Genomic DNA, 15,030 nt, shown 5'->3' with positions numbered 1-15,030 from the left:
CGGTTACGCCGGTGAATAACTTGTTTAATTTAAAGCCGGGAACAAAGGTAAGTGCACAGGCTTTAGGTGGAGCAATAGATCCAACCGGAACCACCATCCTGAATGACTTCGATGGAGATGGAATATTAAATATCAATGAAACGACTACGAACGTTTGGGTAGCTGATTATCCGGAAATCGACACAGTTGTAGCTCCTCCTATCACAATGAAGGTCGCAATCTTAAAGAGTAGTACTGGCGAAAGCGATGAGATCGTAAGTGAGATCAATTCTGACGATATCGAATCCAATAAAAATGAAGGATCTGAATCGGTTCACCAAAATGAATTGAATCTGAGGACAGTTCAATTTCAGGACCAATATAAAAGAGAAGCGGAAATGAGCGAGTCTAACGATACTGAAGGCAGCTTAAGTGTAAGTACTAGCATGGAGGTAAAAGGTCCTGCGGAAACAGGAGTGTCCATGTCTGGCTCAGTTGCCACTTCATATAAACAGGCAAATAGCTGGTCTAAAAGATTCTTAGAAGAAGCTACTACTACTAAATGGGCAGACAAACCTTTTAAAAACAATATCGATAAAGAAGCAAAGACGGTTAAATCGGATTCTGCCAGCCAAAAAGCCAGAAAATATAGGTCCGAAAAAAGTTCTAAGATTAACGAAACTTCCAAAATAGATGCGAATGCTGGTTATGTAAGAGCAGCATTATATATTAAGAACAGATCAGTGAATATGCCGGTAAAACTGAGCAATATACTTTGCACACTGATGTTTGAAGACGCGAGAGGGAATTTAATTCCAGTCCAAAGTTTCCGATTAAGAAATGATGACTATAGTTTATTTCAGGTTGAAGTTTATGGGGGAGACGATTTCGGACCTTATGTTGTGGAACTTCCTAATTTAAACACAGCAGAAATTGAAAATGCAATTGCTTCCGGCTATACTCCTAAAATTTTCATTGTTGATTATACAATGACTCATGTCGCAGATTCTAATTATAAATCTGCACTTTTGAGCTTTACTGGAGATAATCTAAGAATTGTAGAAGAGAACGCAAAAGGAAGAACAAGCCTTATTAAAGTGTTTGGCCCTCAAATACGTGAAAAATATAGAGTTGCTGCCTTTGATGACTTAAGTGTAGAAAATCCTTGCACTACTAAAACTGCGACAACTCTTGCTCCAGGAGTAACTTTGCAAAAAGCTTTGGAGAGAGTTGCTTGTTCTGGAGTTCAGATTGAATACGGAGACTATGTTATCGACTTTAGCGAGTTCGCTCCTGCTCTCGGCCAATCCAAAATCCATTTAAAGGGAATCAAGTCCTTTGCCGGAGTATCTACTACATTACCTTGTGAAAACCAAACATTCTCAGGTAGCGATGGAGTCAGCCGTACTGCTTGTGTTCAAAAACCGTTTTCTGCCTGGACGGACGAAGAGAAGAGAACTGCAGGGGTTTGGGCGATCTATTCTAACGGAAAATATAATGATCCAACTGAGTTCTGGGTAGATGGTTCTAATATCCGCATCTTCGATCCGGGCAATATTCAAAAAGCACAGATGGTAAAGGGCGTGGATTCTATCATTTGGGCAGGGGATTATTACGATATAGTTTATATTTCCGTAAAGGATTTAGCTAAAAATGAAGTAAATCCTCCTTATGGAGCTACTCCGATTGGGTCTTCTGGTTCTACTCCTACTGGAGGAGCCATCGACGCAAATGATCCAAACTCTTTCTTTAAATTAAATACTCAATGGGATCTATCTCAGTTCGGTGAAAACCCTTATGAGCCGGATCAAAAATCTTTCTATGTAGGAAAAGTTGGATTTAATGAAAAAGTAGTATTTACTGTGAAGTTGGACCAAACTAAATATTTGAATCCTAACTTTGGCTTACCTGAAAATGGTGGTTCTTACCAGTACTTTACGGATTTCAAATATTCTCCTGTGGTTGCGACCAAACGATTCAATATTGATCAAGTAATGGATTTTGAGATCAGCTTAGGCTTTGGTGGACAAAGAACTGATTGGGTCCATGTCTATAAAGACACGGATGCCGTGGACGCTTATAAAATACAAAAGATGTGGATAGACACTTCCGGTTATGCAGACCAAACATTCAGAATTTGTCTCCGTATGCCTCAGCTTAGCACAGTTGTAGATCCTGAAAATAGTTTAGTAAACATCTATGTTCGTCCGGCTTTAAACAGTGCATATCGCAGAACTATTTGGCCGTTAAAATACACCGATGTGAAAAAAATGAGAGGGGTATTAAGTTCTCCAACAAGTATTGGAGATAATACAATTTATCTTTCAGGAGTGTATGGAACGATAGAAGTAAATGATTCCATTTACGTTAGTGGGGATACGTATCCATATACAGTAGTAAGTAGCACTCCAACTCCCGGGTACCCGGATGGTTCTTTTACGGTAGTTGTTGATACCGCTATGAAGAAGAAGAATATCAAGACTACAGGGGTAACTATTCCGGGAGCATTAGCTGCACCCGATGCACGTTTGATTGTGGACAATTCTTTCGTAACGGATTGGAATACTCAAACAAACGGAACTCCTGCTTCTAACTATTCTCTCCCACAATATCTACCTCTATTAACCTCCGCGACCGTATCTTGCTCGGGAGCAAATCTTTTCCATCCTTCCGGATGTCTCGGATACACTCCTGATTATTTAGCAGTTAACTGGATGGGGAATTATAACAAAGGTGTTCCTTATTGGAACTCTTGGACAGATGCGGGAGGATTCACAAGCTTCCTTTCTGGTGGTATGTTCCAACTTACTACAAATAGTGGTCGTACTTATAAAGTAGGGACTTTAAATAGCGATTATATTGTTAGTGACCCAGGAACAGCCGTTCCTTTGGGAGAACCAGTTTCCGTTACCCAAGGTGACGTAACGATGGTAATTTGGAGAAGAGATACAAACCTTTATGGTAAAGTATTCCAAATCTCTACAGGAACTGTGTTAGGTGCTCAATTCCAAATCAATACCACTGCAATCACTTCTCCAGGTGAACTAGTCGCTAAATTGGATAATGGTAAAGTGGCAATCGTTTGGGAGAATGCGAAAGATATTTATTTATCTATAAGAAATATGAGTGGGACTTACTCGGCAATCTTAGCCGAGACAAAGATTGTTACTAGAAGTTTTGATCATGGTGATTGGTCTAGGATTGATGCAACCGCTTCTTCCGATAGGGCAATGGTAGTATGGGGTGATACCTTACAAAGCGGTAGCACCTTTACCAAGGTCCTTAGGGGACGTATCTACAACACTTCGACCGGTGTTGTAGCTATTGATTACTTTAATCTTGGCAGTGTAGTACATGCAGATGATAGTGATGGACGATATGAGGGTAGAGTAGATAGCACTTCAGGTAATCCGAATGTTTTGGTAGCTGTTCATTATCGTAATGGAGCAACATACAACAAAGCCCTAAACTTTAAGCTGTATAATATACTTACTGGAGCAGCCGTTTCGATATCCGATATGTTGTTAGACGCTGAGTCTTCTGTTGTTCCTGGACCTATTTTCGCTAAAGCTTCTGGGAACAAGGGAATGGTAGTGTGGAAAGCGATGGACGATGTTTGGTATGCCAGAGGGGTTGATTTAAGTACCGGATCGAAATTAGGATCGTCAGACCTAACTCTTGTTTCTGGGTTGTCCGATATAAATGCACTAAAAGCATCACTTTCGGGAGGTCAAGTCTTTGTGACTTATTCACAAAATGGCGGTATGTATCTGAAAGTATTGGATATTGCTACCGGTCAGTTTTTGTATACGAATGCATTACAAATCGGATCAGTATCTGCTAATGCAACACAGAAACCAGGAGCTACTTTAATTACAGGAAATACGATACTTTCCGTATGGGAACATTATGAAAATAGTAAAAGAACAATTAGAGGGCGAACTGTCTCTTTAAGTCCTTTTGCTCTCAAAGGAAGTGGAGAGTTCTTCTTAAGCACGACCAATCAAGGAACACAATCAGGTGTGACACTTGGTGTTTATGATACAAAAGCACTACCTGTTTGGTTTGCTCAGGATACTAGTCAACAAGTAATTCGAGGCTTCAATTTGGATGTGGTATATCCAGGTTCTCTTCAGTTCGGTTTGAACAACTTCTTTATCGCTCCTTTGATCGAGAGAGATTATACGCTTAGCGTTCAAATCGTTCCGTAACAAATCGAGGGCGGTTCTTTCGTAAAGAGCCGCTCACTCCCATTAAGAAAATAGAATATAAGAGAACGGGAAAAGTATGCTGTCAAAAGGATCTTCAGCTCAAAAAAAGAAACTTGTATCGTTTATTAGAGCACAAGCTTCTTTTAAATTTTGGATCTTATCCGCAGCCTTTTCGTTCTTTTTTACTTCCTGTGGAAACGGAGGCAGTCCCTTAGATAGGCTGTTTAGGGCAGCGGGAATACTTCCATCTGGAACTTCCTTCTTGTCTCCCGGTTCTGCACCTGCACCGGAAGGAAGTGATCTATTTTCCATTTCTACAAACTACAGCGAAGCGATAGACGATCCGGAAACAAAGGCAGATGCATTAGCCGGAGCCATGTTTATCGCACCACCTGAACCGAATAATTTCGGTGCAGTTTCCTTAAATTATCCAATCCAAGTTCCCGCAGGAAGAGCAGGAGTTCAGCCAAGCCTAGCGTTATCGTATTCTTCCACTGGAGGAGATGGATGGACTGGGATCGGCTGGAGTATAGGACTGGGAGCGATCACAAGAACTCCGGAATATGGGGCTTTGTTCTATGATTCCAGAGACACATTTACTTGGAACGGAAAAAGACTAATCAAAGTCTCAGGTTCCACTTCTAACGAGAACGGAGTGTATAGACCCGAAATCACGGAAGAAGATTTTGCACTATTAAAATTAACGAATATAGAAAATGGGGGGACCTGGGAGGTTCTGGACTCTGATGGGACCAAGACGATCTTTGGGGACTCTGCTTCCAATCGGATCTACGATCCAAACCAAATTTCCAGAACATATAGTTGGTATCTTTCCAAAACGGAAGATCGGAACGGAAACTATATGCAGGTCACATACGACACTTCTAACTACTCCGAAAAACGGAATTTATATGTCCAAGAGATCAAGTATACCGGGAATAGCAAAAGCGGATTTCCTGCAAAACAATATGTTAAGTTTATCACAAAGTCAAGGGGCGATTCTTATGTAAGTATGGCTCCTGTTTTACTATGACCATGGACAGACTTTTGGATAAGATAGAGGTCGGTTGGACTGGCGGTAAACTTTGGACTTATTCTCTTGTATACGATACTTCCTTCGATTCCGGAAGACCTATTCTCAAAACTGTAGAATCCGATCGCCATACTACAAAACCCGAATTCAAATATAGCAGTTCTTCTCGAATATTAACTTGGCAGAATATAGTAAACCAAGCGTCCAGCGAACCGGAAGTTCTTCCGAATTCCACCGAATATTTTGAGGGAGATTTTAACGGAGATGCGATTTCTGATATCGTATTCTTCAATCCTCAAACAGGAAATTGGAAAGCAGCAGAAGGCCGAAAAGAAGGCGGATATAATTTTAAGACCTATGCGAATCGTTATAAAAATTATGACGGCCCTTCTAAGATCCGATTCTTTAAAGGAAACGTTAGCGGTGATTTTAACGGGGACGGAAGATCCGATATCGCATTCTATCTTCCTGAAACCAAAGACTTCATTGTTGCAGAACATGACGGGCAAGTATTCCAATTTCGTAATTATGGAAGATTGATGAGTGGGATCCCGGATATTTTCCGGATGGAATGGTTTCCTGGAGATTACGACGGAAACGGTCTCTCCGATTCCTTACTCTTCGACGAACCTACCGGTCTTTGGACTTTGATGCTGAATAAGGGTGGAAGTTTCGAATTCTTAAAAGTAGGCAAAAAGTTCCAGAACGTGTTTAGGGGAGATTATTCTCCCAATGCAAACTTGGATAGTGTTAGCACAAACGATACGAGTATTGATGGAAAAGATAGAGCCAAAGTTAAGTTCTTAAGCGGAGATTACAACGCTGACGGTCTTACGGATATTTCCCTTTATGACCAAAGAAGTGGAAAATGGTTTGTAGGAGAGAATCTCAGAAATCCGGACAAATCGAGTCCTATTTATTTTATTACCAACTGGGTACTATACAAAGTATTCACTGCACCTGAGCAGGCTTTATTTTCTAATGACCGGTTCTCCGGGGATTTTAACGGAGATGGAACTTCTGACTTTTTGTTATTCGATCGTTCTTCGGGAGAATGGACTTTAGGAGAAACTGTTAATCGGACTATCAATTTTAAGATCTGGTCCAAAGCTCCTCAATTTAAAACGATCACTCGTTGGCTCCAAGGGGATTTCAATGGAGATGGTGCAACTGACGTAGGGTTTTTCTCTGAGACGGACGGAAAGTTCTGGATAGGAGAGGCAACATCTAACGGATTCCGCTACAAAGTTTACAGCGATATGAGCTATGGTCCGAACCAAGAGAGAGTGATGAAGACTCCCCTTCCTTTGGATGAAGTAAAACCAATCAAAGGATTCGGAGTATTCTCCACTTCAACTGACACCAAAACAGTTCTTTTAGATTACCAATACGATGGGAACTCCAACCCTGGAAAGGGAGAGATTGCATATCCGGGATGTTTTACAACAAACGATTGTTCTGCTTCTCCCGAACTTCTTCTTTTTGATAGAAAAACAGGGGTTTTCGATTTTAAGAAAGGTTCCGCATTTACAGAAGCAGTTCTTACAGGTTTTAATCCGGAAACAACCGGAATTGTAACTGTAAATAACGGCAAGGCGGATCGTTACACAGTAAACACTCGCGACGAAGTTTTATTCTTCGGAGATTTTGGAACTACTAGCAAGTTTTTTGTAGTGACCCAAGATAGCGGAAATGCTTTCAAAAGAACGGATCTTGCTAGCATTGCTGATTCTCAAGTTGTTTCTTTTGATATCAATTCCAGTGCGTATGCGATCGATTATTTTAACGTAACCACTTCTAAATCTGCTTTGGTCTTGAACGACCAAACAAGCACAAGCGCTCAGAGATTTTTACTCACAGGCCCGAGTGGAACCAAATACCTAACAGTTTCGGGTGATGTGTTGGATTCTTATCTACAGAATCTATTCCAAGTAGGAAGTGAGACCAATCGGAACAGAAGAACAAGTTTCAGTATTTTTTCGGGAGACTTTGCTGGAGTTGGAAAGGCCCAAATCCTACTCGTAGATAGAACCGGGACTACTCATAAATGGTATTTAGGAACCATCGGTTCTACTGCGATCAACTTCAAACTTCTGACCGGTTCTGTGAATGTTCCCGTATCTACTACAGTTTATGATAAAACAAGTCAGGCCGGGATCCAATACGCGCTCTTTCCGGAAGTATCCGGCAATTCGATCGTTTATGAGGATCCGACAGACACTGCTTCTGTTGTATTTTCTAAAATTAGAATTACTGCAACTACTGTTGTACGAACTGTTTTTAACCCAGGACTTGTAGGATTTTCGAACCAATTCGATCATAGAGGAAATCCAATTGTAGTTTCTGATGGAGAAAATAAGATCTATGATCTCTCCCAAAGTAAAATTATCTCTGCTGCTTCTCCTGTATTTGTATTGTCCATGGATCGCCCGGATCTAATGACTAAGGTGTATCCTTTCCAATGGATCCAAGGAGATTATAATGGAGATGGACTAACAGATATTGGGATCATTCACCTAAAAGAACCAACTTGGTATTTTGCGATGTCAACAGGAACCGTTCCGGATGTGATCGAACAGATCAAGAACGGGATCGGTGGGACTTATACATTAGAATATGATAATTCTACCAAGTTTGATAATAATGGTGGAGATAATATCCCGGATCTTTCGATCAATTACAGGGTCTGCACAAAGATTACCTTAGATGACGGGCTTGGGAATACGATCTTTAAGAATTATAGTTATAAAAATGGAGTTTCTTTCTCTGCATTCATAAACGGCAAAAAAGAAACAGACGCGTTCGGATTTACGGATTTTACAATGACGGATGCAACCGGATCTAGAACGGTTCATTCTTATTTCAGCCGGCCTTATTCCAATTTTATGCATAACAGAGCACTTGCAGGTGCAGAAAAAGAAATGCATATCATTGGTTCGGATAACCAAGATTACGGATCTTCTAAAATAACGTATGAGATCCAACAAATAGAAGCGGTCCCGGGAAAGATCAGTTATCTGGCTCGATTAAGTAAAACCCAGAACTTTATCAATGGAACTGCTACCACTACTTCCGAAGGTTCTGTGGTATTTAACGGATATAATCTCACTAAGAAGACGGATGTAAGCACGGATCATTATGCGGATTCGGCACATTCTTCCCAAAGTTTTACGAGTGTAACCGATTTTGAGACGGATTCTACAACCAACCAGACCCGTCCTAAAAAGACTGTTTCATTGTCGGCTTCTTCTCATGAAACCACAAGCAATCTTACTTATGATTCTCAGGGAAATTTGACTCGTAATGCAGTGACCTATACCGGAAGCGGACTTCCTTCTGTTCCAGCGAACATTACGGAATACGAATACGATACTTACGGAAACCAAACAGAAGAAAGAAATGTAAGTTCAAGTCCTGCTCGTGGGACCTCCTACGTTTATGACGACCAACTTCATCAGTTCGTAAAGGAGCAGACAAGTTTCGGTGGATCTCTCCAACTTAAGACCAGATACACTACGAATTATGGAAAAGCTTTCGGATCACCAGACGATTCCACTGATCCGAACGGAAATAAAAGTTATTTTGAATATGATGATTTCGGAAGATTAGTGGAATCCAGTGCGGACACGGATTCTGGGATCAAGGTGCTTGCAGTTTACGAATACGGTTCCAATTTTCCATTCAGTGCAAAAACCACATTCCCCACAGGCGGAGCAGATCCGAGTTTTGCACTTAGAAGTTACAAAGACGGGATGGGAAGAGTGGTCCATACCGTCAAAACAGGATCTAACGGACAATTCGTAAGGTCCGGAAAGATCACATACAACGGGAATGGACAGGTCGTACGATCCGGACAGCTGGACTGGGCAGATGCTGGTGAGATAGACAGTTTTGTACTACATTCCCAAGAAAGAAATCCGAGTTATATAGAATACGACGCGATCGGAAGGGCAAAAAAGACGATCTTACCAATCGCCGCCGGAGAAACAGAAGCAACCACGTTAACCGTCACATATAACGATCCTTTCGAGACTATTGAGACTCATAGCGGCGGAACAAGCAAACGAACTGTAAAAGACGGAAGAGGACAGGTTCTTTATATAGAGGACTTTGGATCGGACGGCACTCAGGCACAGATCGGATTCTGTTACGATTTTGCAGGCAAAATGATCAAAAAGTCCGACATGTACGGAGGAGCGTTATCCTGCGATACAAGCGGGATCAATACAAAAGATACCTCTGGCCAAAACCAAGTCTATTGGCTTTACGACGCATTCGGAAGATTAAAGAAAAACAGCGATCCAGATTTCGGGGTAAGCACAGCTTCTTATAATGCCTTCGGAGACACTACACAAACAGTAGATGCACGTGGGATCACCACAAGTTTCACTTATGATTCCCTCGGTAGAATGCTTACAAAAGACACCCCTGAAGGAACCGTATACTTCGATTATGACAGCAGCTCCGGATCTGAGAATGCACTCGGAAAACTCGTCCGAGTAGAAGATAATGTACAGATCAAAACATTCAGCTACGATAAATTAGGAAGAGCTAAAAAAGAAACCAGGAACATCAAAAATCTAACGATCGAACTGGCAGGCGGTCCTTATATTACGGAATATCAATATGATCTACTAGGACGGGTCAGCTCCATCGATTATCCGGAACATCCGGTCAGCCATACCAGGATGAAAGCCTGCTACACTTACGGAACCGCAGGATATATTACAGGAATTTCTGTCCAAGTAAACACAAACGGGATCATTCCAGGATTTTGTAATAAAACAATCGTAGAGAATATTACATATAACGAATTTGGACAAACTTCCGGATTCGGACTCGGCAACGGAGTCCAAACCAACTATACCTACGATATAAAACAAAGATTGGTCCGGATCAACTCAGTCGGAGATGTAGACGGAACCACAAAAACACTGCAAGACGCAGTTTACGCATTCAATAGCAGAAATAATATCACAGGGATCACAAACACATCCAGCGAATACACAACAGCATACAATTATAGCTACGACGGATTAAACAGACTTGTAGCTGCAGATGGACAATACCAAGAATCTGCAGACAATTATACAAAAACCTTCCGTCAAAGTTTTGCGTATGCTAAAAACGGAAACCTACTCGCAAAACGAAATCATAACTTTAACGATAATACACTCATAGACGAGTGGAATTACCAGTATTCCAACCACCAAGTCACTCATATAGATTCCACCCAAAGTGGAAACAACCGCCTGGTCATGAGCTACGATTCCTCCGGGAACATGACTTATCAGCGGGATAATTTTAAAGACCTGACTAAGACTATCACAGTAGATTCCCAAAATAGGATCACACAGGTTCAAGACGCGTTAAGCACAACGATCGGAAATTATTATTATGACGAAGGTGGATTTAGGGTTCGTAAGAAAGCATTAGTTCCAAGTGGGGCTAGTTTCAAAAACCAAGAGATACTTTATCCAAGTAAATTCTACGGTTTAGAATACTCCGAAGAAACAAATATCTTAAGTTCGATCAACAACGTTTACCTAAACGGAGTTCGAATCGCTGCTCTGAATGAAGATGGAGTTACTGCTTATTTCTTAACTGACCAAGTAGATTCTGTAGCTCATGTCCTGGATGAAGGTGCTCATACTCTTTCCAGGATGCAGTATGAGCCTTATGGAGAGATTCTTGTTCAAAGAGGAACGTTAGATTTTGCTCCGAAGTATAACTCACAGGAGTTAGATAGAGAGACTAATTTCTATTTTTATAATGCAAGATATTACGATCCGCAGATTGCTAGGTTTACAAGTGCAGATAGTGTGATTCCAGATGATCGGGCCGAAACGCAAAGTTGGAATCGATTCTCATACCTAGCTGGCGATCCGATTTTCTTAGCGGATCCAACTGGACATGGGCCTTGGATGCCAAGCCATCCGGTACAGGTTCCAATCTCTGATGGAGGAGATAGTCGACAAATAGGACCGACCAATAAGGGAGGTGGATCTTATGGATCTGGCAATGGTGGTAACGGAGGATCCGGTGGACGCGGAGTTGGCACACGTAGTGGTGGATCTGGTGTTTCCCGAGGGGGTGGAAAAAGCGGAGGAAACGGTAATTCTGGAAACAAGGGCGGTAAGTTCAGTAATAATAAGAATAACGGCAATGAGCCTAGAGTCCAGACCGATAGACATGCACGCCGAGAATCAATGAGAAGAGACAAGATTCCGACTAGTCAGAAGCCAGATTCCCAATCAAAAAATGCTTCTGGCAGAGAATATAGATATACTGTCCCAAAATCGGGCGGAGGCAAAGATGTAAAATCCGTGCAACAACAAACTATGGACAGAAGCCATACGAATGATAAACATTGGGAAGCTGGAAAAGTTAAAACTGACCCCGTTACTGGCGAAATACGTTATAATGATTATGGGCGCCCAAAACTAGAAAATAACAAGTCGAAAGTATATTATGATGAATAGTCCACATGATAAATTTAAATTCAACCAGCTGATGCCGACTTATCTCAAGGAACTTTCTCAGCTCTCTATTGATAAATTCGACGAGAAATATTTAGCGACACCTGAAGTTACGGAAAAAATTAGGAAAGAAGTTAAAAGATCAGAGCTTAAGAAGAAAATTGAAATATTTTTCGAAGAAAAAGAAGCAGAAAGATTCCGATGTTTCGTAAATAATCTTCATGAGCATAATAAAAGTCCAATATACATTTGGACAGAAAGAAGTAACACATGTGGAATATATGAAATTAGCTCGGTAATCAGATTCAATTTTGGATTCCCATTTACCGTTAATCATGAGGGAGTCATCGTATTAATGGCTAAAAATCTAACAGATGAGATGATTTTGGATTTTTACGATGATTTTGATAAAAAGAAAAAGTTGGAGATAGAATTATTTGGTCCCAATTGGTCTAATGTAAACTATTGACACTATATTTTTATATGTACAGAGATAGTATTCGCTTTACACTTCTCCTAAACGCTTGCTTTAATTTTACTCTTGGTTGACCTTCAAATTCGTTTGTCGTATTGCCTTCGACGAAGATTTGAAATGGAGTTCTTCCGTTCATGTTTCGTAAGCGCCTAACAAACCACCCCCTTTTCAATTTTTGGTCCAACGGGAAGAATATTCGAATGAGGGAGACAGAAATTGACTGGTCGTTTGAGTTTGAAGAATTATTGCGGAGCGGGTTCTTGTAGCCTGAATACTGTAAGAAGCGTGGATAACGTCTCATTTTTTTTGCGCATTTAAAAATAGATAGAAAGGCTCTTGCCGTCCTAAGATTTTAGCCAAACAATTTTTCTCAAGTGTGGCATGTAGGAGCTCCTACAAATGAGGCGGCTTGTTATTTGCGGGCGATTTTGCGCATGTTCGCCCATGCAGCACCATGTCGCAAAATCCGTTTCGTGATAGCCGCCTAATTCCGGCGTTCTATCCTCCGCGTCTTAGCGGCTCTGCGTGAGAATCGCAGCTTTTTAAATTCAGGTTTTAATGAATTAGAAAAAATCCGGTCCGGGGTCCGGAGCTAGTAAATTCCCGGAGAGGGGGTAGCGGAATAACGAGCAAGTAGTAAATCATGATTCTCTAAATTAGAAGGAAGGCGTGCTCGTTATGAAGCGAGGGGGAGACCTCCCCCAACGTATCATCAATACCAAGAATCAGCAGACAATTATACAAAAACCTTCCGCCAAAGTTTTGCTTATGCAAAGAACGGGAACCTACTCGCAAAACGAAATCATAACTTTAACGATAATACACTCATAGACGAATGGAATTACCAGTATTCCAACCACCAAGTCACTCATATAGATTCCACCCAAAGTGGGAATAATCGACTGGTCATGAGTTACGATTCCTCCGGGAACATGACTTACCAACGTGATAATTTCAAAGACCTGACTAAGACGATCACAGTCGATTCCCAGAATAGGATCACACAGGTCCAAGACGCGTTAAGCACAACAATCGGAAATTATTATTATGACGAAGGTGGATTTAGAGTCCGTAAGAAAGCCTTAGTTCCGAGCGGAGCGAGTTTCAAAAACCAAGAGATACTCTATCCAAGTAAATTCTATGGTTTAGAATACTCCGAAGAAACAAATATATTAAGCTCGATTAACAACGTTTATTTGAACGGAGTTCGAATTGCAGCACTCAATGAAGATGGAGTTACTGCTTACTTCTTAACAGACCAAGTAGATTCTGTTGCTCATGTACTAGATGAAGGCGCTCATACACTATCTCGAATGCAGTATGAGCCTTATGGGGAGACTCTTGTACAAAGAGGAACGTTAGATTTTGCTCCGAAGTATAACTCTCAGGAGTTAGACAGAGAGACTAATTTCTATTTTTATAATGCAAGGTATTATGATCCGCAGATCGCGAGGTTTACAAGTGCGGATAGTGTGATTGATGGGACTGAGAATACCCAAGGTTGGAATAGATTTTCTTATGTAAAGGGAAATCCGATTCAATACAAAGATCCTACTGGACATTTCGTTGACGACCTACTTGCATTCGGACTTGGAGCCGCGGCTGGGGTAGCTTCAAAATACGCGGTAGATAAAGCCATGGACAACCCAAGCGATAATTGGGATTATGCTATCGCAGGTTTGGCTGGGGGAATTCAAGGAGAAGTATTATACCGCACTGGAAATCCTATTTTTGCCGGAGGGCTTTCCGGAGGAATTGCAAGCGGTCTTACTGAATTTAAAAATTATAAACTAAATAAGAACAACAAGAATGGGCAAGAAATTGCTGCGCAAATATTGTTCGATACATCCTTAGGTGCGGTCTTCGGCATGGTTCCTTCGCCTGCACTTCAAGGAATTACAAGAGGGCGCGGAAGTTGGAGCCAAGTAATGAATCAAATGATGACAAAATATAAAAATGGAACAGCGGATATCTTAAATACGAAATTAAAAACATTTGGAAAAATGCTAGGAGCAAAGTTAACTCAAGAAGTGCCTGGTTCCACAGTGCAAGGGGGCTTATCGGCTGAATTCGATGAATCACTAAAAAGTGGAAAACGCAAAATTGTTCTACCTCCTCTTAAATCAAAAACATCAAATACTCAATCTTCTAAAAGAGGCGGGACCCCTAAAGTAGAAATTTTGCGAATGTATAATGTATCCCCTATTCCCAAAAAAATATCAAAATGATACTTTAACTAAAAATGGCAAGCAAAACAAATAGAATAATATTTAAGAGCTCTTTCTGGGTTCAAATTCTCGTCATTCCCTTGCCAATTATAATGCTTACAATATTAGAAATTCACATTTTCTCAAGTGGTGAGAACTTTGTTACTATAATAAATATTCTATTCGCAACTTCTTGCATATTGTCCACAATATGGATACATCGCGAATTACATATTAAGATTACTGTCTGCTCCAAATTCATAATTTATAAAAAAGGAATTTTTCCCAACCGATTCATTCTTAAAAATGATATTTATACGATATTAAAAAAAGGCTCATATTCAAAAAGAGGCCCGTTATCTATTTTACTTAAAATAAAAGAAAAAAAAGAAATTCTCATCCCTCCCAACCTTTTCCAGAAAGACCTTTATGAAATTTTAAAAAAATATTTATTAGATCAAAAAAAGGAACTTCGCCAATAAATTGCAAGAATAAGCAATTTTGGCAAAAATATCATACACACCCAACAACCCGCCCCTTTTCAATTTTTGCTCCAACGGGTAGAATATTCAAATGAGAGAGACAGGAATCGATTGGTCGTTCGAATTTGAAGAATTGTTGCGAAGCGGGTTATCGCAACCTGAGT

2 protein-coding genes and 2 pseudogenes are annotated in these 15,030 nt (G+C 40.7%); all 4 read left to right on the top strand.

Annotation, left to right across the window (positions count from 1 at the left end):
• Positions 1-11: 11 nt before the first annotated feature.
• Positions 12-4,190, top strand: coding sequence for an LIC12048 family lipoprotein (locus LEP1GSC185_RS08260; protein ID WP_275450192.1), 4,179 nt, complete (start codon positions 12-14; stop codon positions 4,188-4,190).
• A gap of 76 nt (positions 4,191-4,266) precedes the next feature.
• Positions 4,267-11,705, top strand: a pseudogene (locus LEP1GSC185_RS20145) (SpvB/TcaC N-terminal domain-containing protein).
• The gene (locus tag LEP1GSC185_RS08250; RefSeq protein ID WP_010514891.1) at positions 11,695-12,171 is read left to right on the top strand and encodes a hypothetical protein; all 477 of its coding nucleotides are present in this window, start codon (positions 11,695-11,697) and stop codon (positions 12,169-12,171) included. The pseudogene LEP1GSC185_RS20145 and the gene LEP1GSC185_RS08250 overlap by 11 nt, the downstream one beginning before the upstream one ends.
• A gap of 716 nt (positions 12,172-12,887) precedes the next feature.
• Positions 12,888-13,739 (top strand): annotated as a pseudogene (locus LEP1GSC185_RS20140) (RHS repeat-associated core domain-containing protein); the annotation flags it as partial.
• Positions 13,740-15,030 lie beyond the last annotated feature (1,291 nt).

The organism is Leptospira licerasiae serovar Varillal str. VAR 010 (assembly GCF_000244755.1).
Classification (GTDB): domain Bacteria; phylum Spirochaetota; class Leptospiria; order Leptospirales; family Leptospiraceae; genus Leptospira_B; species Leptospira_B licerasiae.
The sequence above is the reverse complement of the archived record's forward strand: the minus strand, read 5'-3'. Positions and strand labels throughout refer to the sequence as shown.

Excerpts from the sequence above, each read along its gene's own strand:
- LEP1GSC185_RS08250 (WP_010514891.1), top strand. The coding sequence starts at position 11,695 with ATGATGAATAGTCCACATGATAAATTTAAATTCAACCAGCTGATGCCG.